General features: G+C 43.8%; 23 protein-coding genes. 17 read left to right on the plus strand and 6 right to left on the minus strand.

All coding sequences use genetic code 11. The annotated features are described in order from the left end of the window. Positions 1 to 942: 942 nt before the first annotated feature. Together NBH15_RS08710 and NBH15_RS08715 are read right to left on the minus strand one after the other, a co-directional pair. Complete coding sequence (locus NBH15_RS08710) at positions 943 to 1,818, minus strand: NAD kinase (protein ID WP_010802500.1); 876 nt, start codon at positions 1,816 to 1,818, stop codon at positions 943 to 945. Positions 1,819 to 1,831: 13 nt separating this feature from the next. Further along, a complete protein-coding gene (locus tag NBH15_RS08715) occupies positions 1,832 to 2,491 on the minus strand; it encodes a CBS domain-containing protein (RefSeq protein WP_250822481.1) in 660 nt (219 codons plus the stop codon). A gap of 85 nt (positions 2,492 to 2,576) precedes the next feature. Here NBH15_RS08715 and NBH15_RS08720 point away from each other — a divergent pair, with 85 nt between their 5' ends. The 6 genes from NBH15_RS08720 to NBH15_RS08745 all read left to right on the plus strand — a co-directional run bounded on the left by NBH15_RS08720 (position 2,577) and on the right by NBH15_RS08745 (position 6,864). After that, positions 2,577 to 3,296: a pyridoxine 5'-phosphate synthase gene (locus tag NBH15_RS08720; RefSeq protein ID WP_224265647.1), complete on the plus strand. Its 720-nt coding sequence runs from the start codon at positions 2,577 to 2,579 to the stop codon at positions 3,294 to 3,296. A gap of 33 nt (positions 3,297 to 3,329) precedes the next feature. Then, positions 3,330 to 4,040 carry a MotA/TolQ/ExbB proton channel family protein gene (locus NBH15_RS08725; protein ID WP_007658773.1) on the plus strand — a complete coding sequence of 237 codons (711 nt, stop codon included), beginning with the start codon at positions 3,330 to 3,332 and terminating at the stop codon, positions 4,038 to 4,040. Positions 4,041 to 4,048: 8 nt separating this feature from the next. Then, the gene (locus tag NBH15_RS08730) at positions 4,049 to 4,459 is read left to right on the plus strand and encodes an ExbD/TolR family protein (RefSeq protein WP_007658774.1); all 411 of its coding nucleotides are present in this window, start codon (positions 4,049 to 4,051) and stop codon (positions 4,457 to 4,459) included. Positions 4,460 to 4,464: 5 nt separating this feature from the next. Then, positions 4,465 to 5,301: an energy transducer TonB family protein gene (locus NBH15_RS08735; RefSeq protein ID WP_007658775.1), complete on the plus strand. Its 837-nt coding sequence runs from the start codon at positions 4,465 to 4,467 to the stop codon at positions 5,299 to 5,301. 10 nt (positions 5,302 to 5,311) lie between these two features. Then, positions 5,312 to 5,857 (plus strand): DJ-1 family glyoxalase III, encoded by a 546-nt coding sequence (locus tag NBH15_RS08740; RefSeq protein WP_244050903.1) that lies wholly within the window; start codon positions 5,312 to 5,314, stop codon positions 5,855 to 5,857. Positions 5,858 to 5,949: 92 nt separating this feature from the next. Further along, positions 5,950 to 6,864 (plus strand): DMT family transporter, encoded by a 915-nt coding sequence (locus tag NBH15_RS08745; RefSeq protein WP_199676218.1) that lies wholly within the window; start codon positions 5,950 to 5,952, stop codon positions 6,862 to 6,864. A gap of 41 nt (positions 6,865 to 6,905) precedes the next feature. Here NBH15_RS08745 and NBH15_RS08750 read toward each other — a convergent pair whose 3' ends face one another. Then, positions 6,906 to 7,805: a 1,4-dihydroxy-2-naphthoate polyprenyltransferase gene (locus tag NBH15_RS08750; RefSeq protein WP_250822482.1), complete on the minus strand. Its 900-nt coding sequence runs from the start codon at positions 7,803 to 7,805 to the stop codon at positions 6,906 to 6,908. 88 nt (positions 7,806 to 7,893) lie between these two features. Between NBH15_RS08750 and NBH15_RS08755 the strand changes: the two genes are divergently transcribed. The 6 genes from NBH15_RS08755 to NBH15_RS08780 all read left to right on the plus strand — a co-directional run bounded on the left by NBH15_RS08755 (position 7,894) and on the right by NBH15_RS08780 (position 12,274). Continuing rightward, positions 7,894 to 8,292, plus strand: coding sequence for a hypothetical protein (locus NBH15_RS08755; RefSeq protein ID WP_007658789.1), 399 nt, complete (start codon positions 7,894 to 7,896; stop codon positions 8,290 to 8,292). 286 nt (positions 8,293 to 8,578) lie between these two features. Next, complete coding sequence (locus tag NBH15_RS08760) at positions 8,579 to 8,791, plus strand: hypothetical protein (RefSeq protein ID WP_007658790.1); 213 nt, start codon at positions 8,579 to 8,581, stop codon at positions 8,789 to 8,791. A 40-nt stretch (positions 8,792 to 8,831) separates the two neighbouring features. Then, entirely contained in the window at positions 8,832 to 9,038 is a 207-nt protein-coding gene (locus tag NBH15_RS08765; protein WP_186961155.1) for a hypothetical protein, read from the plus strand. 200 nt (positions 9,039 to 9,238) lie between these two features. Then, on the plus strand, positions 9,239 to 10,186 hold the full coding sequence (locus tag NBH15_RS08770) for a calcium/sodium antiporter (protein ID WP_186961156.1): 948 nt from the start codon (positions 9,239 to 9,241) through the stop codon (positions 10,184 to 10,186). 80 nt (positions 10,187 to 10,266) lie between these two features. Beyond that, positions 10,267 to 10,968: a nucleoside-specific channel-forming Tsx family protein gene (locus NBH15_RS08775; RefSeq protein ID WP_186961157.1), complete on the plus strand. Its 702-nt coding sequence runs from the start codon at positions 10,267 to 10,269 to the stop codon at positions 10,966 to 10,968. A gap of 10 nt (positions 10,969 to 10,978) precedes the next feature. Next, positions 10,979 to 12,274 carry an NCS2 family permease gene (locus tag NBH15_RS08780; protein WP_250822483.1) on the plus strand — a complete coding sequence of 432 codons (1,296 nt, stop codon included), beginning with the start codon at positions 10,979 to 10,981 and terminating at the stop codon, positions 12,272 to 12,274. 84 nt (positions 12,275 to 12,358) lie between these two features. Here NBH15_RS08780 and NBH15_RS08785 read toward each other — a convergent pair whose 3' ends face one another. Beyond that, positions 12,359 to 14,401, minus strand: a complete 2,043-nt coding sequence (locus NBH15_RS08785) for a M13 family metallopeptidase (RefSeq protein ID WP_250822484.1) — start codon at positions 14,399 to 14,401, stop codon at positions 12,359 to 12,361. 156 nt (positions 14,402 to 14,557) lie between these two features. On the opposite strand from NBH15_RS08785, the gene NBH15_RS08790 reads away from it, so the two are divergent. Further along, complete coding sequence (locus NBH15_RS08790) at positions 14,558 to 16,897, plus strand: beta-galactosidase (RefSeq protein WP_250822485.1); 2,340 nt, start codon at positions 14,558 to 14,560, stop codon at positions 16,895 to 16,897. A 16-nt stretch (positions 16,898 to 16,913) separates the two neighbouring features. Here the strand turns inward: NBH15_RS08790 and NBH15_RS08795 are convergent, their stop codons facing one another. Both NBH15_RS08795 and NBH15_RS08800 read right to left on the minus strand, forming a co-directional pair. Next, positions 16,914 to 17,918 carry an AI-2E family transporter gene (locus NBH15_RS08795; RefSeq protein WP_250822486.1) on the minus strand — a complete coding sequence of 335 codons (1,005 nt, stop codon included), beginning with the start codon at positions 17,916 to 17,918 and terminating at the stop codon, positions 16,914 to 16,916. Between the two features lie 299 nt (positions 17,919 to 18,217). Continuing rightward, a complete protein-coding gene (locus tag NBH15_RS08800) occupies positions 18,218 to 19,303 on the minus strand; it encodes a winged helix-turn-helix domain-containing protein (protein WP_250822487.1) in 1,086 nt (361 codons plus the stop codon). 209 nt (positions 19,304 to 19,512) lie between these two features. On the opposite strand from NBH15_RS08800, the gene NBH15_RS08805 reads away from it, so the two are divergent. The 4 genes from NBH15_RS08805 to NBH15_RS08820 all read left to right on the plus strand — a co-directional run bounded on the left by NBH15_RS08805 (position 19,513) and on the right by NBH15_RS08820 (position 21,994). After that, positions 19,513 to 19,707, plus strand: a complete 195-nt coding sequence (locus NBH15_RS08805) for an NVEALA domain-containing protein (protein WP_233584433.1) — start codon at positions 19,513 to 19,515, stop codon at positions 19,705 to 19,707. 72 nt (positions 19,708 to 19,779) lie between these two features. Then, positions 19,780 to 20,073, plus strand: coding sequence for an NVEALA domain-containing protein (locus NBH15_RS08810; RefSeq protein WP_147426532.1), 294 nt, complete (start codon positions 19,780 to 19,782; stop codon positions 20,071 to 20,073). A 176-nt stretch (positions 20,074 to 20,249) separates the two neighbouring features. Then, positions 20,250 to 21,380: a DUF4934 domain-containing protein gene (locus NBH15_RS08815; RefSeq protein WP_122327264.1), complete on the plus strand. Its 1,131-nt coding sequence runs from the start codon at positions 20,250 to 20,252 to the stop codon at positions 21,378 to 21,380. Further along, positions 21,377 to 21,994, plus strand: a complete 618-nt coding sequence (locus NBH15_RS08820; protein ID WP_122327265.1) for a hypothetical protein — start codon at positions 21,377 to 21,379, stop codon at positions 21,992 to 21,994. Before NBH15_RS08815 ends, NBH15_RS08820 begins: the two co-directional genes overlap by 4 nt. Positions 21,995 to 22,054: the final 60 nt, after the last annotated feature.

The following is a 22,054-nucleotide window of genomic DNA, read 5'->3' on the forward strand; positions in this document are numbered from 1 at the left end:
TCATAAGCTATATCGTTATTAGTTAATAATGAATTTGATACAATACAAAGTTAACTAAAATGGTATAGCTTTTGTAGTGCTATCTCGTGCTATCCGTCTTTTCCGATTTTAAACATAGGAACTATTTGAAGCATTTAGGTTTTAAGAAGTACAAAGATAAGTCTTTTTCCACGGAAATAAAGACCGATACGTCTATAAAACAGAAAAGCCATCCATCACGGACAGCCAATCTTCATTGTTAACCTTAAATCTAATACCATGAAAAACACAGTGCAAATATAGAGGTTTTATGTTATTCAGCATAATATTCACCTCAAAAACACCATTCATTTAATACAGTTTAACAAAAAACATGCTACACAACACATTTCTATAGCATATTCACGCTATAAAATGTCATTATCCATACAGATAACATTCTTTACTATCAGAGTATCGCAGAAATTTTACGTACTTCTGCCAGCCGCTCCATAAATGTCTTGTCTTTGCGGGTAGCTTGCATTATCTCCTAAAGAGACCTTTCAAAATAAAATTCCCCGAACCAAGAAAATCTCGATCCTCTGTCCCCTCCACCTTCACTTCCTCCTCCGGAAGGAGCTTTGGTTTCGTTGGTACTGTCTTTGTCATTAAAGTCCATTCTTTAATAGCGACTTTTGAGTCGGACTACTTTTCACCCACACTCAGCAATACAGGAGACTTTGTCGTTTACTTTGCAGAAGCATTTTAAACAGGAACCTTATAAACGCAAAAAAGGCCATCCATCACGGACAGCCAATCTTCATTGTTAACCTTAAATCTAATACCATGAAAAACACAGTGCAAATATAGAGACTTTATGTTATGTAGCATAATATTTCGCTTGGAAATCTCATTTATTTAATATGATTTAACAAATACATGCTGTAAAACATCTTTTTAGAGCAGTTTTACACTACCTTATCCCTACTTCATTCTTGCATCGGCCCCCCACATCAGCTTCTCACGGAGAGTCTGATAAAAGGTATGATTATATCTTTTTATTACTTTCGTCGTATAGTCTGCTTTCGTCACTGTCAGCTGGATACCTGCCGGAAAGATTTCCGAACGGCCGTCGAGAGAGATCAGAAAGGATTTATTCCGGCTTTCCACTCCCAACGTGATCGTATAGGTGTCCGGTATGATCAGCGGGCGCACATTCAGGGAATGAGGTGCAACCGGACTTAATACGATATTCTTACTTTGCGGGATGATGATCGGTCCGTTTACGCTCATGGAATAAGCGGTAGAACCTGTCGGTGTTGCGATCAGCAGACCATCCGCCTGATAAGAAGCCAGGTATTCATCATTCAAAGAAGTGTGAATCGTGATCATGGAAGAAGTATCGCGTTTCAGGATAGCGATCTCATTCAAGGCATAGTTATACCCATGAAAGGCCCGTTCTTCGGTATGAAGCCGCAACAGGGTACGCTCTTCTATCTTATAATAGTTCTTGAACAGTTCCTCCAACGTGTCTTCTATATCATTACCTCCGACATCGGCCAGAAAACCAAGACGCCCGGTATTAATTCCGAGAATAGGAATATCCTGCCGGTTCACACGGGCAGCCGTACGCAGGAACGTTCCGTCTCCACCCACACTCAGGGCGACATCGAGATCAAAATTATCATCGGTCAGCAGTCCTGCCACCGGAGGTTCATAATTGAGTATATCAGTAAGAAAATTATAGAAACGTACATCTACGTAGATCTCCGCTTCCTGGGATATCAGTTTTTCAAACAAACGTTTTATCTGGCTCTGTTTTTCTACCTGATATTTACTACCAAATATGCCAACTCTCATAACTTTCAATCAATTAGATATTCATATAATGCAACAATTCGTTCATCCGCTGCTGCAACAGATCGTCTACCATCCCTTTTTCCATGAAATAATAAAGGACAGTATAGTTAAAGCGCTCGAAACTGCGGATCACCGGTGAGGCATCCTCCAGGTCTATCTTTATAATAAGATGTAAGCGTCCGGTATCCTTATCCGTGTATGAAAGCAGGTTCAGGACATGCGCATTGTTCGACTCGACCAACCGGGCTATATCCGTCAGCGAATAATCCTGCGGCATTACCTCCAGGACGAACACGCTGCCCGAAGTCTCGGCATTACACAATTCCGAAAGGATATCGATCAGCTTATCCCGCGTAATCGCCCCCTGGTATTCCCCTTCCGGAGTAACAACCGGAAGCAGGCTCAACTGATAGCGGGCAATCAATGCCAGCGCCTCGTGAATATGTGTATTTTCCATTACACTGGGAGCAAACAGAACCGGTTCGCCAATCGTTGCCGCAGGATCAGGCATAGCCAGAAGATCCTTTTCCGAGATCAGGCAACGATATATCCCTTCGCTCAATAACGGTAGATGTTTTAACTTAAAATCATCCATTAGCGCTAAAGCATATTCCCCTGTGTCAAAACTTTTTAACACAGGAAGTTCCTTCGTTATGAAATCTTTCACCAACATTATTCTGTTAATTCCCTTAATTCTGCTAAATTTGCCGATACTTTTGTGCAAATGTAATGAAAGAAAAAAGATATAACGATATACGATGACAAATTTAAGTGTAAACATTAACAAGGTAGCAACCATTCGTAACGCACGCGGTGGTAATATGCCTGACATTTTAAAAGTCGCCCAGGATTGCGAAAATTTCGGCGCACAAGGAATTACAGTTCATCCCCGTCCGGATGAAAGACATATCAAATACAGTGATGTGTATGGATTGAAACCTCTGATCAGGACAGAATTTAACATTGAAGGATATCCCTGTAACAATTTTATAGACCTGGTTCTGAAGGTTAAGCCGACACAGGTCACACTCGTACCGGATGCTCCCGATGCCATCACTTCGAATGCCGGATGGGATGTGAAAACACATTTCGACCAGTTGAGTGAATTAGTGGATACGTTCACTGCACAGGGGATCCGTACCTCTATTTTTGTAGGAACAGACCTTGCCAATATCGAACTGGCTGCAAAAACAGGAACAGACCGTATCGAACTTTACACAGAACCCTATGCAACCAATTATCCGGTTAACAAGGAAGAGGCTGTCGCACCGTTCGTTGCCGCCGCCCAACTGGCTAAAAACCTGGGCATGGGTGTCAATGCGGGTCACGACCTGAATCTGGAAAACCTGGCCTGGTTCAGTCAGAATATCCCCTGGCTGGAAGAAGTATCCATCGGCCATGCCCTGATCTGTGATGCTTTATATCACGGATTACAGGAAACAATCTCCCTATACAAAGCGTGTTTACAACAGAAATAACGAATTAATATTAACGAATAAGTATACAAACCTATGAGTATTTTACTTTCCCTACAGGCAGTAGGGGCACAGACAGCAGAGCAGATGCCGGATCTGACGGCAGTAACAGTCCCCACTGAAGCAGAGATCAATGTGATAGACCTTGCATTCAAAGGAGGGTGGATCATGGTTGTACTATTGCTGTTATCACTAATGGCAGGTTATATCTTTATCCAGCGTTTACTGGTCATCCGTCGCGCCGGTAAAGAAGACCAGAATTTCATGAACCGTATCAAAGACTATATCCACGAAGGAAAAGTAGATTCGGCCCTCAACCTGTGCCGCAGCACCAACACTCCTTCCGCCCGTATGATCGAAAAGGGTATCACCCGCCTGGGCCGTCCGATGAACGACGTGCTTGTGGCTATCGAGAATGTAGGTAACCTGGAAATTGCAAAACTTGAAAAAGGATTCCCGCTGATCGCAACGACAGCCGCCGGAGCCCCCATGCTCGGTTTCCTCGGAACAGTAACCGGTATGGTACGTGCCTTCTTCGATATGGCTAATGCCGGAACAAACGTAGACGTATCCTTGCTTTCAGGCGGTATCTACGAAGCTCTTGTAACAACCGTAGGCGGTCTGGTAGTCGGTATCATCACTTTGTTTGCTTACAACTACCTCGTATCGCAGGTGGATAACGTGGTGAACAAAATGGAAGCCCGCACCATGGAATTTATGGACTTATTGAACGAACCGGCTAATTAACAAAGCGAATGGCACTAAAACGAAGAACAAAAGTAAACGAAGCCTTCAGCATGGCCTCTATGACCGACGTCATATTCCTGCTGTTGATCTTCTTTATGGTCACCTCTACGGTAGTCATTCCGAATGCCATCAAGGTAACATTGCCGCAAGCCAAGAAGCAGACGGCAGCCAAACCGCTTACGCGGGTTACCATCGATGCCAACCTGAATTACTACGTAGCCTTCGGTAACCAGCGGGAAACGCAGGTCACGTTTGACGAGATCACCCCGTTCCTGCAAGACAGTTATGCAAAAGAGCCCGAAATGTTCGTCGCCCTTTATGCTGACGAAACAGTTCCTTATAAAGAAATCGTAAAGATCCTGAACATAGCGAACGAAAACAAATTCAAGATGGTGCTCGCCACCCGTGCGCAGAAATAACAGATATGAAATTCAACAAAGATGACATATACAGTATAGCCGGTTCAGTCGCTTTCCACCTGGCGATCTTTCTGATCCTGTTGTTCACGGTACTACGGACGGAGATTCCGGAAGAAGACGGGGGCGTCCTTGTCAATTTCGGAAACGTCAATTCCGCAGCCGGTACCTTCGAACCCAAATATACGGGACAGGAACTGCCACAGGAAACGACCACGCCTCCCCCTCCACCTACTCCGCCGGTAGAGACACCGAAGGAGGAAGTCATTACGCAGGACATCGAAGAAAGTGTTGCCATGGCTGATGCCAAGAAGAAGGAAGAGCAAAAAAAGAAAGAAGAAGAGCGTAAACGGAAAGAGGAAGAAGACCGTCGCAAACGTGAAGAGGCTGAAAAGAAACGTCTGGAAGAAGAACGTCGCAAGAAAGAACAGGCCATCAGCAACCGCGTTGCCGGAGCATTCGGTATCGGTGGCGCTGAAGGCAACAGTCAGGGCGATGCAGAAACCGGAACAGGTAACCAGGGTAGTCCGTTCGGTAACTCCGACCACGGAGCAAACGAAGGCGTAGGCGGTTACGGTTCGTTCAACCTGAACGGTCGTTCCATCGGAGCCGGAGGCCTGCCCCGTCCTGCTTACACCATCCAGGAAGAAGGCAAGATCGTGATCAACATCACGGTAGACCCGAAAGGGAATGTGATATTTGCAGAAATAGGAAGAGGTACCAACATCGACAACGCCTCCATGCGTAAAAGCGCACTGGATGCCGCCAAACGTGCTAAGTTCAATAGCATCAGCGGGGCGAACAACCAGAGCGGTACGATCACCTATGTGTATAAACTAAAATAAAGGAAGTAATATGAAGAAAGCAATTGTATTTTTAGCCAACGGCTTCGAAGAAATGGAAGCCTTGGGTACAGTCGATATCCTGCGCCGCGGAGGTATTGAAGTGACAACTGTTTCCATCACAGCCAACCCTGTCGTAACGGGAGCACATAATGTTCCGGTTACTGCCGATACTACTCTGGAGAAGGCAAACCTGGCAGATGCGGATGCTTTGGTCCTCCCCGGAGGCATGCCCGGTGCATCCAACCTGAACGATTCAGAAGCGGTAAAGGAAGCCTTACTGCAACAATATCGCGACAGTAAAATCGTTGCCGCTATCTGTGCTGCTCCTATGGTCTTAGGCGGACTAGGCTTGCTGAAAGGTCGCAACGCTACTTGTTATCCCGGCTTCGAACCGAAACTGATCGGTGCCAACGTTACCGGCGAAGCAGTAGAAGTATCCGACAACGTAATAACCGGAAAAGGCCCGGGACTGGTCATAAACTTCGGTCTTGCCCTGGTAGCCGCCATCAAAAATGAAGCGGTGGCAGAAGAAGTGGCAGCTGGATTGCTTGTTTAATCATCTGAAATAATATTTAAGAGCCGTGATATAACCTGATAATATCACGGCTTTTTTGTATGTTTGCAGCCGTTTTAGCAAAAGGTAAAAAGATGAACAGTAACATAAAAGGATTTGTATACGGCATTGCCACTTCCGCGACTTTCGGTTTGATCCCGTTATTCACCCTGCCGCTGATGGCAAAGGGGATGCAGTTTGATTCGATCCTTTTCTACCGTTTTCTGTTTGCCTCGATAGCACTGGTGGGTATTATGGCTAGTAAAAAGGAATCCCTGCGTATCGACAAAAAAGATATACCGGTGTTAGTCCTGCCAGGGTTCTTTTACACGGCTTCGGCCATGTTTCTTTTCTGGGGATATAATTTCATGTCAGCAGGGATAGCTACGACATTACATTTCACTTATCCGATATTCGTTACACTTATCATGTTATTGTTCTTCCGCGAAAAAACATCGTGGGTAACGTTGTTGGCTATTGGGCTGGCAATCTGCGGGGTTGCTCGTCTGTCGATCAATGAAGGAGAGATGAAGCTAAGTGTACTGGGCGTATTTATCGTACTCCTGTCTGCTGTCGGATATGCGCTTTATATTACTACCGTCAACAAATCGAGAGTGCATACGATGACAGGCAGAAAACTGACATTCTATGTATTCATTGTCAGCACCATCCTGTTTTCCATTAAGGCAAGCACCAACGAAGGGATACAACCGATCCCCGACACGATGTCGCTAGTCAACCTGATACTTCTGGCTATTGTCCCGACAGTCATTTCAAATATCACTCTGGTACTGGCCGTCCATAACATCGGTGGTACGCTGACTGCCGTATTGGGAGCTATGGAGCCCGTTACCGCCGTCTTCGTTGGTGTACTCGTCTTCGGCGAACCGTTCACATTCAATCTGGCCATCGGCATCCTCCTTATTATCATCGCCGTCACCATGATCATCCTCTCCAAAAGCATACAAAAAGCCTTACGGGGACTCCGCAGGGCTTTGTTTCATTTATAAGAATATTCGAATAAACAAATATACGACACTGTGTGTTTCCGCTATAATCCTGTCGTTAACGAGATTAACAGAAGCGATAACAGCAGGGTGAAGAGAAAGACATTGCGGGCGGTATGGCCCAGGGTCTTATTGAGTTCGCGTCCTTCAAAACGGTAAAGTTGCCGCCAGGTCGCATAAAAGAGGGCAAAAAAGGCGGCGAAAAGGAACTGTATCCACCAAGATGCGTCCAGCATCAGGGGCATAGCCAGCAAAAGCGCCACTACCCCGTTCAACAGGTAGAATATCCGGCCGAAACCGCGCCCGAAAAGGACGATGGTGGTCCGCTTATGCGATGCCTTGTCCTGCACATAATCACGATAATTGTTCACGACAAGGATATTTGTAGAAAGCAATCCGACCGATACGGACAACAGAAACGATAACGGGGAAAAGGACAGCGCCTGTACATAATAGGTGAAGCATACCGGGATGATCCCGTAGAACAGCACCACGCAGACATCGCCCAGCCCGTTATAGGCCAGCGGAAAAGGTCCAGCGGAGTATGCCAGCACGCAAAGGGCGATGGCGATACCGACGGGTATCAACTCCCACCCGGCATAAAACAGCAGCATACATCCGCAGAAACACGACAAGCCCAAGGTGAGAAAAGTGGCTTTCAGCATGGCTTTCGGAGTGATCCATCCCTGGGCGACGGCACGCTCGGGCCCCAGGCGGTCTTCCCGGTCGGCTCCCTTTTTAAAATCAAAATAATCGTTGGCAAAGTTACTGGCTATCTGCGCCAGCAAAGCTACTCCAAAACACAAAAGGGCCGGTACCAACCGGAATACTCCCTCGCACCAGGCTAAAACACATGCCAGCAGCACAGGACTTAACGATGCCGGCAGCGTTTTCGGGCGCGCGGCCTCCAGCCATGATTTAAAAAGGCTCTTCTCTCTTTCCATCTTTCCTCGTTCACTTTTAACGGACAAAAGTATAAACAAAAACCACAATGATTTGTTTTTTTAATAGGAATTCGTATATCTTTGCAGCATGAAAAATTTTCTGTTCATATTGACTCTGCTTTTCGGCATGTTGCTTTTTTCTCCCCAGGAGGAGGTTGAAAGCGACAACATCGCTGTGGCTCAAAAAGAGGCAGTCATGAAGGAAAAAGGTTCTGCGGATGTACAATATTACCTGAACGTATTAAGTACCGACCTGAAAGAAAGCAAAGGTCTGACTGCACGCAGAACGGTTCAATCGACAAATAATACATTTCATTTGCGCACGCTGAAAATAGCGGAAAAAGTACTTCAGGATATCCGCCTGAAGGAGATGAATGCACAACGGAAAGTGCTGGAAAATGTATCAGAATGTCAAACCATAAATCTGTCTACCCTTCTTTGCCGCATGGGGGAACATGTGTTTGCTCTGCGGAAACTCATTATTTAGTAATTGATAATTACTTTTGGCTTGATCCAAAAGTAATCAAAAAATCAAGGCTACACCGGCTTCGCTGCTACGGCGAAAGACTACGCTGTCGTCTGTGAACTCGCTGCGCTCAAACAGCACAGCCTCCGGACGCTTCGTCTTTCTCCTTCGCCCGACGCTCACCCGCTGAGGCCTTGTCAAGAACGCCATGCGTTCTCTTCGGATTGCCGACACTACCTGTCACATTGATAAGTAAGGCTTCGAAACAATCCGGTCATTAATTATTAATTACTAAAAATGAAATATTATGTCTACTAAAAAATCAAATAAAACACGTATTTATGTTTCTGTTATTATAACTGTTGTTGGTTGCGTACTGGCTTGTAGTTCTATCATTCCTAACGATTACCTGAAGTTATTGGTGGTAATGGGTGCTCTGGGATATGGATTATATGGCATCATGAAAGGTTTGAGCAATACCGGCTCTGCTGAAGAAACTGCTATTGAAGAAAAAGAATAAGCATATTTGAACAAAAGTAACCATTAAAAAGTTTAATAAAATGAAGATAAATAAAGATTTGGTAGATGCCGTCATGATGGTGTCGTTTATCATTTTGGTGTTGATCGGTACAACCGATTTTGAAAACGCTATCGCAAAAGATGTAACAATGGGAGCATTAGGGCTGGTAACAGTCGTCATGGTCATACTCCGTGGCATACAACTGAGACAGGCAGCCAAAGAGCCTAAGGAAGAATACGAATATTAAATCACTAATACGAATATTCCTAACAACCCTAACTGAAATGTCTAGTTGCTTCCTGCTGTTATTCCGGAGCGATCCGGGGTTATCCGAGGTGCGTTTTTCTGCCTAAAAAATAACTTGCTGTTTACTTGGTTACGGTGGCAACATCCACCGGACAACAGGAAGCCGGACATTGTAATAAAAAGATTAGTAAATTTGCGACCATGATAACAAGCGTAACATTATTAGTTCTTTCGCTGTTTGCTCTCTACATCGGAGCTGGCTGGCTGGTAAAGGGTAGTACGGAGATAGCCCTGAAAGCTAAGATATCAAACCTGGTGATCGGTCTTACGATCGTTGCATTCGGTACCAGTGCCCCGGAATTGGTGGTCAGCCTGAATGCGTCCTTATCCGGGCAGGGTGATATAGCCGTGGGGAACATTATCGGTTCCAATATTTTCAATATCGCCGCCATTCTCGGTATATCCGCCGCCATCCAACCGCTACAGGCCAAACGCCAGCTTACCCGCCTGGATATTCCCATACTGATCGTCGCCACCGCCGTCTTCACGCTCCTGTTCTGGAACGGGGTACTCGGAAGGCTGGAAGGTTGTTTCTTTTTAGCAGGTATCATTATTTATACGGTCTTCAGCCTGTACTATTCACGCAAACATGAAAAGAAAGTGGAAGAACAGATCGGGGAGTTGGAGAAACAACCTGAACCCTGGTATAAAGATGTCCTGTATATCGTGGGCGGCCTGGTGATCCTGATCTTCGCCTCCAATCTGCTGGTCAACAATGCCGTATCCATCGCCCAGGAACTGGGTGTCAGCGAAGCGGTCATCGGACTGACTATCGTTGCCGCCGGAACAAGCCTGCCCGAACTGGCAACCTCGGTCGTGTCGGCCCTCAAAAAGAATCCGGATATTGCGATCGGGAATATTGTCGGTTCCAACCTGTTCAATATCCTGGCTATAGCAGGAACCAGTTCTGTGGTAAGTCCGATCGCTGCCAAAAACGTCAATTACGTTGACCTACTGGTCATGCTGGGATTAACCCTGCTCCTGCTTCCACTGGTGAAAAGCGGACAAAAGATTTCACGTGCCGAAGGGTGGGCGCTTATACTTGTGTATTTATGCTACCTGGCATGGCTGCTCAGGGATCTGATCTGATCGTGTAAAAGCAGGGCTTTTTTGAAGGTCTTGCTTTTTTTATACCTTTGTGGCTTCCATACATATTTTAAACGATCAGAATGAGAAAGTTTTTTACCCTAGTAGTCCTATTACTTGCCGTTTTCTGTGGGAAAGCGCAAAATGTTCAGTTACATTATGATTTTGGAGGCGCCTTGTACGACAAGGACCTGGACGGGCGTCCGGCACTGACCTCCACCGTGGAAATGTTCAAACCGGATAAATGGGGAAGCACCTATTTTTTCGTGGATATGGACTACAAGAGCAGCGGGGTCGCTTCGGCCTACTGGGAGATTGCCCGCGAACTGAGTTTCTGGCAACCGCCTTTTTCCATCCACGTAGAGTATAACGGCGGGCTGATGAAGGGAGCCTCCTACAACAATGCCTATCTGGGCGGTGCCACCTATACTTATAACAGCAAAGATTTCAGCAGGGGAATCACTTTCACCGCCATGTACAAATATATCCAGAAACATAAAACACCCAATAATTTCCAGCTGACAACCACCTGGTATCTTCATTTTGCCAAGAACGGCCTGTGTACTTTCAGCGGTTTCGCCGACTGGTGGCGGGAAAAGAACGACCACGGGAACTTTATTTTCCTCTCCGAACCGCAGATATGGGTAAACCTGAACAAGATAAAAGGGGTAGACGAGAAATTCAAACTGAGTGTGGGCAGTGAAGTGGAGTTAAGCCATAACTTCGGAGGACGGAACGGCTTCTATACTATTCCGACACTTGCTGTAAAATGGACATTCGATTAAATAAACCGGCATGATACAAAAACTTTTAGGGTTTGACAAACAAACCATGAGAATCCGTACGGAAGTTATCGCAGGTATAACCACATTCCTGACAATGAGTTATATCCTGGCTGTGAACCCATCCATCCTGGGAACTACCGGTATGGACAAAGGAGCGGTTTTTACGGCCACGGCTCTGGCTTCCGCAATTGCCACCCTGCTCCTCGCCTTTATGGCCAAACTGCCATTCGCACAGGCTCCGAGCATGGCGCTGAACGCATTTTTTGCTTTCACGCTGGTGCAGGGCATGGGATATTCCTGGCAGACGGCGATGACGGCGATGTTCGTCGAAGGGGTGATATTCATCCTTATTACTTTTCTGAATATCCGGGAGATCATACTTAACAGCATTCCCATGAACCTGCGGTATGCCATATCGGCGGGGATCGGTATGTTCATTGCATTCATCGGGTTGAAGAATGCAGGGATCATTGAATCCAACCCTGTCACCTATGTGATGTTCGGGGCCTTTACGCCGTCTTCGGTCCTGGCGATGGTCGGGATATTGTTAAGCGGCATACTGATTGTCAAAAAGGTGAAAGGCGCATTGTTCTACAGTATCCTGATCTGTACCCTGATCGGCATCCCGCTGGGGGTGACGGAAATACCGGAAGGATTTCTTCCTGTCTCCATGCCCCATTCGATGGAGCCGACATTCTGTAAGTTCGATTTTTCCGAGTTCTTCACACTGGATATGGCGGTAGTGATCTTTACCTTATTGTTTATGAATATATTCGATACGGTAGGGACATTGGTCGGCCTGGCTTCGAAGACCGGAATCATGGGAGAAGACGGGCATATCCCGCATGTGAAAGAGGCGATGATGTCCGACGCGATAGGTACTACGATCGGGGCGATGATGGGAAGTTCCACCATAACGACGTATGTGGAGAGTGCCTCGGGTATTGCGGAAGGAGGACGTTCGGGTTTCACTTCACTGATAACCGGACTGCTGTTTATCCTGGCTTTGTTCTTTGCGCCGTTGTTCCTGCTGATTCCCAGTGCGGCCACAAGCGGGGCACTGGTGCTTGTCGGTGTGTTTATGATGGATTCGATCTCCAAAATCGACATGGAGGATATGTCGGAAGCGCTGCCGGCATTTATCACCATCATTATGATGGTCCTCACCTACTCCATTGCCGACGGGATGGTGTTGGGACTGCTCTGCTATGTATTGGTAAAACTGTTCTGCGGCAAGCATAAGGATATCAGCATTACCATGTATATACTGGCAGCCTTGTTTATACTGAAGTTCATCTTTGCGTAAAAGCGATATTCAGAGATATAAAAAGGAGGTGCAGCAAAAGCCTGTTTTGCTATACCTCCTTTACATTATATATTATATGTATAATTACCAGATAACTACCCGTTCGGCAGGCAGCATGTACATCGGGTCGCCTTCTTTAATATCGAATGCCGAATAGAAGGTGTCGATATTACGCAAAGCGGCATTTACACGCCATTTACCTAATGAGTGCGGGTCGATCTTTGTCAGCAACAGGATTTCTTCAGGACGAATATTTTGTCCCCACAGGGTTGCATATCCCAAATAGAAACGTTGTTCGTTTGTGAATCCGTCAATCGGAGCCGGAGTCTTACCCTTCAAGGAATTCAGGTAAGCCAGGTGAGAAACCAGCAAACCACCCTGGTCAGCGATGTTTTCTCCCAATGTATAACGTCCGTTCGCATGAACACTGTCTGCAACGATAATATTGTCGTACTGCTGAACCAGACGGTCGGCACGCTCCGTAAAGAGGGCTGCGTCTTCGGGAGTCCACCAATCAGCCAGGTTACCGTCTTTATCGTAATTACGTCCCTGGTCGTCGAATCCGTGTGTCATTTCATGACCGATCACCACACCGATAGCACCATAGTTAACGGCATCGTCAGCTTCCGGGTTAAAGAAAGGAGGCTGAAGGATAGCTGCCGGGAAGCAGATTTCGTTTGTTGTCGGGTTGTAGTAGGCATTTACAGTCTGCGGTGTCATTCCCCAACGGGCTTTGTCGACCGGTTTGCCTGCTTGTTCCAGCTGGTACTCCATATCGAAGATATTCGAACGGCACACATTTGCCCAGTAAGAATCATCCTTGATTTCCAAAGCGCTGTAGTCACGCCATTTATCAGGGTAACCGATCTTTACAATAAAAGCAGACAGTTTTTCCTGCGCTTTCGCTTTTGTCTCATCGCTCATCCATTCCAAACCTGCGATACGTTCCGACAACGCTTTCTGTAAGTTTCCTACCAGTTCAAGCATCTTTTCCTTAGAAGAAGCCGGGAAATATTTAGCCACATACATCTGGCCGACAGCTTCGCCTAGAGCACTGTTCACTGTAGACAGCGAACGTTTCCAACGCGGTTTCTGTTCCAGCTTTCCGGACATCACTTTTCCGTAGAAGTCAAATTCGGCAGCCACAAAATCATCACTCAAGTAAGGAGCAGCCGCATTCAAGAGGTTAAAAGCCAGGTAGTATTTCTGTTCGTCGATGGAAACATTTTTCATGAACTCGCCCAACGCTTCATAGAACGGAAGTTGTTTGGCGTCGATATATTCTATTTCCATCAAGCCCATGCTTTCAAAATAAACGTCCCAGTCGAGCGGGGTATTGTTTGCCTTGAACTCCTGCAACTTAATTTTATTATAGTTTTTCTGGCTATCGCGCAGGTCTTCACGGCTAAAAGAACTTTTGGCGATGCCTGTTTCTATTTTCATTACGGCATTGACAGCAGCTTCGGCCTGCTCAGGAGAAGCACCGGTCAATGTGAACAACTGGCTGATGAATTGTTTATACGCATCGCGCATTTTTACGGAGGCATCGTCTTCCACCAGATAATAATCGCGGTCACCCATACCGAGACCTGCCTGATACAGCTGTACGATATTCATTGAACTGTTCTTTTCATCGGCATCGACGAACAAAGCGAAGAAAGGAGCCATTCCTTCTTTATGCAAGGTTGCCACCATTTTGGCAACATCAGCTTTCGTTCCCAGACGGTTAATTGCATCCAATTGTTCCTTGACGGGAGCCAGCCCTTCCGTATTCAGTTTTGCACTATCCAACCCCATTTCATAGAGTATGCTGATCTTCTGGGCAACGCTTCCGGCTTCCTGGGGTTTGGAATCCAGTTCTGTGATAAGCGTACGCAATTGTTCCTGATTATTCTCAATCAACTGATCGAATGTACCGAAGCGGGAATATTCCGGTCTCAGAGGATTGTTCTTTATCCAGCCTCCGCAAGCGTACTGATAGAAATCTGTACCGGGAGCCACTGTAGTGTCCAGATTTGCCAGGTTGATGGCATCATTTTTTGCAGTTTCCTTCACAGGTGACTGACTGCATCCCGACATTGTTATCATACCGACAGCAACCAACGGAATCATCATTAACTTTTTCATTTTTGTTCAACGTTTACTTGAATTATGCCGCAAAGGTACATAAATTCAGTAAAATAGAACCGATTTTAATTCAATATGACCGATTATTATACCTATATTTTCTTTTCTTTTATCTACTTTTACCATCGGAAAATATTTATAAACTTAATTTTTATCATGAATCATTTTATGAAGACCGTAACACTCCTGATGGTCATGTTGATTTGCGTACTGAGCGGATGCAAAAATCAGTCCGGCAGCAACGGCACTTTTGAAATCGGTGACAAAACATTTCTGCTAAACGGCAAGCCTTTCATTATAAAGGCCGCCGAAATCCATTACACCCGAATCCCCGTAGAGTATTGGGAACATCGTATCCAGATGTGCAAAGCGTTAGGCATGAATACGATTTGCATCTACGCGTTCTGGAATATCCATGAACAGAAACCGGGCGAGTTCGATTTCAGCGGACAGAATGACATTGCTGCATTCTGCCGTCTGGCTCAGAAAAACGGCATGTATATCATGCTACGTCCCGGACCGTACGTTTGTTCCGAATGGGAAATGGGGGGCCTGCCCTGGTGGTTATTGAAAAAAGAAGATATCCAGCTGCGTACAAACGACCCGTATTTCATAGAACGTACACGTATCTATATGAATGAGATCGGCAAACAACTGGCCGACAGGCAGATTACACGAGGTGGTAATATTATTATGGTACAGGTTGAAAACGAATATGGTTCTTATGCGACCGATAAGTCGTATATTGCCAAAAACCGGGATATCCTGCGCGAAGCCGGGTTTACCGACGTTCCCCTGTTCCAGTGCGACTGGAGTTCCAACTTCCTGAACAATGCGCTCGACGATCTGGTATGGACCGTTAATTTCGGTACCGGAGCTAATATCGACGAGCAATTCAAGAAACTGAAAGAAGTACGTCCGAACACCCCGCTAATGTGTAGCGAGTTCTGGAGTGGCTGGTTCGACCATTGGGGAAGAAAACATGAAACACGTGATGCGGAAACGATGATTGCCGGACTCAGGGACATGCTGGACCGCAATATTTCTTTCTCCTTGTATATGACCCACGGAGGTACGACCTTCGGACATTGGGGAGGTGCAAACAGTCCGGCCTATTCGGCCATGTGCAGTTCATACGATTACGATGCCCCGATCAGCGAAGCAGGTTGGGCAACCCCCAAATATCACAAACTACGCGAATTCATGGCAAACTATATGGCTCCGGGTGAAGTACAACCCGAGATTCCCGATGCATTCCCGGTGATCGAGATACCCGAGTTTGAACTGAAAGAGACGGCCCTGTTATTCGAAAACCTGCCGGAACCTAAAACCAGCCGCGACATCAAACCGATGGAGCAGTTTGACCAGGGCTGGGGCAGCATCCTGTATCGTACCACCTTGCCGGCAGTCAAAGCAGGTACCACCTTATTAATAGACGAAGTACATGATTGGGCACAGGTTTTCATCGACGGTAAACTGATTGGCCGCCTGGACCGCCGCCGCGGAGAATTCACAATTAAATTACCGGCTACAACTGCCGGCGCCCGGCTGGATATCCTGATCGAAGCGATGGGACGTGTCAATTTCGACAAGGCGATACACGACCGGAAAGGTATCACGAACAAAGTGGCACTGATCACCGAATCCTCATCCGACGAACTGAAGGACTGGCAGGTATATAATCTCCCGGTGGACTATTCATTTGTAAAAGATAAGAAATATACACCGGGTAAAAAGGTTGAAGCGCCTGCTTACTACCGTGCTACTTTCAATCTCGAAACTCCCGGCGATGTATTCCTGGATATGCAGACCTGGGGAAAAGGTATGGTATGGGTAAATGGAAAAGCCATGGGACGTTTTTGGGAAATCGGTCCTCAGCAAACGTTATTCATGCCGGGTTGCTGGCTTAAAAAAGGAGAAAACGAAATTATCGTTCTCGACCTGAAAGGACCGGAAAAAGCATCTGTCAAAGGTCTGAAAACACCGATACTCGACATGTTGCGTCCGGAAGCACCGCTTACCAACCGCAAAGAAGGGCAAAACCTGAACCTGAAAAACGAAAAGCCTGTGGGACAAGGTTCTTTAAAGGCAGGAAACGGTTGGCAGGAGGTAAAATTCGATGCTCCTGTACAGGCCAGTCATTTCTGTCTGGAAGCCCTCAACGCCCAGGATGGAAAAGACAACGCTGCCATCGCCGAGTTTTATCTGCTGGATGAGAACGGCAAACCGCTCAGCCGCCAGCATTGGAAGATCGCTTATGCAGACAGCGAAGAAACTTACGGAGGTAATTTTACCGCCGATAAAATATTCGACTTGCAGGAATCCACTTACTGGAGTACGGCCAGAGGAGCCAAATACCCGCATCAGGTAGTCATTGATTTGCGCGAGACGGTAACAGTCTCCGGCTTCCGTTACCTGCCGCGTGCCGAAGAGGGCTATCCGGGAATGATCAAAGACTATAAAGCATATGCAAAAATGACTCCGTTCAGTTATTGAACGGGGTCATTCCCCTTTATTTATCCAAATACTCTTTTTTGAACATCGAAAAGCAAAGTATAAAGACAGAGATCAGGAGCGGACCGAATATAATTCCCATAAAACCAAACAGGGACAAACCGATTATTACTCCGAAAATCGTGATCAGCGGATGGGTATCCGCCATTTTTTTCTGTAAGATAAAACGAATCAGGTTATCCACGTTAGTGATAACGATCAGTGCATAGGCTGTCAAAGCCAGCGCATTTACCCAATCGCCGGTCAAAGCCATGTAAACGGCAAGAGGCAGCCACACCAAAGCAGTTCCCACAACTGGAATAATAGTCGCAAAACAGGTCAGAAAACCGAATAAAAACGGGCTAGGCGCATTAAACACCCAATATCCGATCATCGCGATAACACCCTGGATGATTGCCAGCAGAGGGATACCGATCGCATTGGAGGTAACGATCATATTGATCTCTTTCAGTACTTCGCGTTTATTTTCTTTGCTGAAGGGCAGGATTTCATAAATGTATGTTTCCATCTTACTCCCTCCGATCAGCATAAAATAAAGGATAAGAACCAGAACTGCCACATTCACTGCAAAACCGCTGATACCTCCCATCAGGGCTTGTCCGATCTTAGGCAGCACGGAAACAATGGATGCGATATTATCTTTCTCCAGCAAATCAAAGCCGGTCTTCTCACGGATCAGGTCGGCGATATGCTCAAAAGAACTGATCAGATCAGATGGGTTCAGATTTATATTCTGAAGTTTATTAACGAATAGCCAGACAGCAAGGGACAATGGTATCAAAAAACACAAAATAGTTTCAAGCAACAGCAGTATGGCAGCCAGGCTACGGTTCCAATGTTTTTTCTCCGTCAGATGCTTCAATTGCTTTCTCAATAGGATATAGATGGTAAAAGCACCGAGTATTCCTCCCAGGAACGGAGTAAACTCAATAAAAAGTATGATTCCCATTACCAGGATAATAGTAATCAGGGAATATTTCCAGTACGATTCTTTTAAGCTCATATTCGATTTTAAATAACGATTCAATAACTCATTTTACTTCATGGCCTCCTGCCATTTTCTTAATAAACAAAATAAACGGTGCAGTTGTTAAGAAACACTCGCCTTTTCAATCATATACTTTCCCTGCTTTCCCCGACTTTTCATTAGGAAGGAATCTGTTCACGAGAAAGTGAACGCACTGCCCGACAGAAATATCAACCATACGTATTTATCTAAATGATAGCACACCAGGCTTTCCAGTATCTTTTCGATACGTTAAAAAATATTACCCGGTGGGGTATTTTATTTTACCCGGTATATTAATCCGATTTTCCCAGTAAGGTAGTGTCATTTTGATAGTTCAAGATATCACCTTCTCCGCCCCTATTTATCTTTGTCTGATGTTCTTGTTTATTTATGATTCTTAGTCCTTTCTTAGTCAACTTTTCCACGTACAGGCCGGAACCCTTCAATTCATTATTTAAACGGTTGACTGCATTACGTACTGCATCATTCGATGTATCACCATTTCCCCAAACATCTTTCTTGATATCTTCATACGTTTGAAACCAATCCTCTCCTTTGAAAAGATAAGCCAGCAATTCCGCAGATCTTTTCGTTAGAGAAATCCGGTTTTCGTTATATCGAAGTTCTCTCGTTGTCTCATTAAAAAACAGGTTCTCTTTTATACATTTATCACTCGGAGAACACTTTTCTATATATTTCAATTGAGAGAAGACCTTCCATTTACGCCAATTCAGAAAAGTATATCCTCCTACTAATATGAGCACAAGCAGTCCGATAATAATCAGCGTCCATCTATGCGGAATATTTCGCCATATATCCCAGGTTCTGTATTTCACATATCCCTGCAATTTTATAAAATTACCAATAGAAACCAACTCCAGCGCGATAGCTTCTTTATAAAATACACTATCAGATACACTATATTCACTCACCCCATTAGTCGTATAAACAATAGCCGTTTCGCTGGGTAAATTATCTTCTTTCAACAACTCTTTGAATATAGAATCCAATCGGACTACGTTAATGGGATTTTTGGTTAAAAGATAAAGATGGTCATTTATATATTTCCCTTCTTCATAAGAAATATCTTTCTTCTCTTTTTTCATTTCGGTTATACCTTCTTCCGTTGTTATCTTAATAGATTTCGAAGGTACACGTGTACGTTTCACTCCTGAACTAAATGCGTTTAAAAACCCCTCCCCTCTTTGAGACTTATCCTGTCGTATAGCCTGATCAAACACTTCGAATGTTTCATCTATCAATTTTTCCTTTGCCTTATCTACAAAAAAAACCAATCCCCACCCTTCCCAAAAGACTACCAGAATAAATACAATCCCGAATATTATAAACCTCTTCATTTCAAAATCTCTTACTTTCATGACCCGGCAAATTTGTCCACAAATATACCAAAATCATCCAACTACCTCTAAAGAAATGCGGGCAAAAAGCGGGCAAAACCAAAAAAATCAAAACGTTCGCTTTATGTTCGCCTTAAATCCTTGGCGTTCTCATTCCTTACACCTTATATTTGCATCGTTGAACAACAAAACGATCAGTCATGAAAAAAACTATTCTAAAACTACCCCTGGTGATTTGCCTAATTACAGCAAGTTGCTACCTCTATTTACAAAAAGACAACGACCTCAATAATTTGGTCATTAAAAACATCGAAGCATTAGCCGAAGATGAATATTATGAAGAAGATTATTATTGTTATGGCATAGGCTCTGTCGACTGCTACGGTGATAAAGTCGAAATGAAAATAGAAGGTTATAGATTGTAATAAAACAATGAATATAGTTACTAATTTATTAATCAAGTACTCCAATGTTGAGTGCTCTAATATTATTTACGTATGAAAAAAATAATTTTTATGGTAGTAATAGCAGCCTTGGCTGCTATAAATGTGAATCTTGCATTCAATAGTGAAGAATCCGTCATTGATTTGTCTTTGACAAGTATAATGGCTCTGGCAAGGGGAGAGACTGATATTTGTTCGATTTGCGGTAATGATGTTAACACTTGTAATTGCGATTTAGGCATCACATGCGATGAAGGTAGTTGTCGGGGAAAGGTGTGCCATAAGAATACTCAAAATTGGGTTTGTCCCTGTGAGGCAAATGGGAATCCTTATTCTTTTTGTATATAATATACAGTAAGTAAAGATGCCCGGTTATTTATTTAAGAGGGCACTGAAAAACTCTTTTTATTAGAAATCACCTCCTCTACAGACAGTTCTGAAGATGGTAAAATCTGAAAATCAGTTTTTCTGTGTTCTCTTTTTTTAACTGGACATTTTTTTTATAATTTTAATTAGATTGAAAGATGAAGAAACTATTTATACTGTCATTTGTAATATGTTTTACAATGTGTACACCAAAACCAAAGACTGGTGATGCTATTTTTGCTGATCTAGATCGACCGGAGAAAGCATCTCTGTTCGATTATTTTCATTCCATTGAGCTAATTCCGTTGGAAACTTCTTCTGACATTCTTATTACAGGGATTTCGAAAATAATTTATCACCAAGAAAAATATTATGCATTAGACAAACCTCAAAGTATCATTTTCGTATTTGATAAAACGGGAAAATTTCTTTTTAAAATAGCAACAAAGGGACAAGGTGCCGGAGAATATTCCTTTATTCAGGATTTCACGATCAATTCTTTTTCTGATAATCTTGAAATACTTGAACCTTATGGAAGAATACATATTTATGATTTATCCGGCAACTTTATCGAAACAAAACGAATTGCTTATCCAGGGTTTAAAGTCGCACACTCATTTACCGCTCTAGATTGCGCCACCTATGTCTTGCATTCGAAGTATGAACCTAAAAAGATTATTTATTTTAATCTTGATGAGCAAAAGTTATTACATGAAGAATTTGAAGAGGACATGTCTATTGGTAGTTACTCTAATATTCCTTATCAATATCAGAATGACTGGTTCTTTTTCCGACCGTTCCATCCTGTCGTTTACAAAATGGGAAAGAAACAGCTTGAAGTCGCTTTTCAATTCGATTTTGGAAAATATACCAAAGAAGGTAGAACTGCCGTTCTCTCGAAAGAGTCTGAAAAAAACTTCGCTAAAAATACAGAAGAAATGTTTGCCCAATTTTCTTACATGATACAGTCTGTGAGACATAACAGTAAATATATATTTGCTTCACTTTTCTGGAAAGATGAAGATCACAAGGCTAATATAATATATGACAAATCTACTGGCAAATCAAAATACATTCTTGATTTTGACGAAAAAGTATGGTTTAACTCCTATCGGGGAGAAGAAATAATAGTTACAGACGAATATGCCTTGATGCCTATCCAATGGGTTGATCTGGAAAAACGCATTACAAAAGAAATGTTGGACGACAAGCAACAGGCAATTCTTGAAAAACTATTACAAGCAGACATGGAACAAAATCCGATATTAATTAAATACTGGTTCAAATGAAAAATAAATCAACACAAATAGTTTTAAAATGTACTCTAGCTTGTTTTCTACTATTCAATATCGGCTTATTATTTTTGAATCAACAGTATAAAAGTGAACTAAATAACACAAAGCATAAGTTAGAACACTTAGAAAACATTGAAATCATGTTTGAAGTATCCAAAGAAACAACTGTCACAAGATTCAAATACGAACAATGCAACATAGGTAATTCAACTATCTATTTAGGCTCTGATAACAAAACCCTCATCCCTGCCCTATCCATCACCGATCGGCCCAAATTGGTGATAGGCTTGAATCAGAATATGTGTCGACCATGTGTTGAAGGAGTATTTGCTCACATTAAAGAAGTTTTTCCTGATTTTGAATCAAATCCGGATATTATATGCATTGCCGATATTGAACAACGATTCAAAGACGATTATTATGGCAAAAAAGTAGTAAGCTTTCATCAAAAAGAAGATTATCCTTTGTATGAAATAGAAACAACGCCATACTTTTTTATCCTTGATAAAGACTTATGTGTTAAATTATTATTTATTACTGATACAACAAGCCCTGAGCTAACAAAAGAGTATCTGAAAATCATTAAAGATCGTTATATGGTAAATTGAAATTCATCTCTAACACTGAATAAAAAAACATGATTATCAGATTACATCTGCTGTTTTGAT

The organism is Parabacteroides caeci, assembly GCF_023656795.1.
Lineage (GTDB): Bacteria > Bacteroidota > Bacteroidia > Bacteroidales > Tannerellaceae > Parabacteroides > Parabacteroides segnis.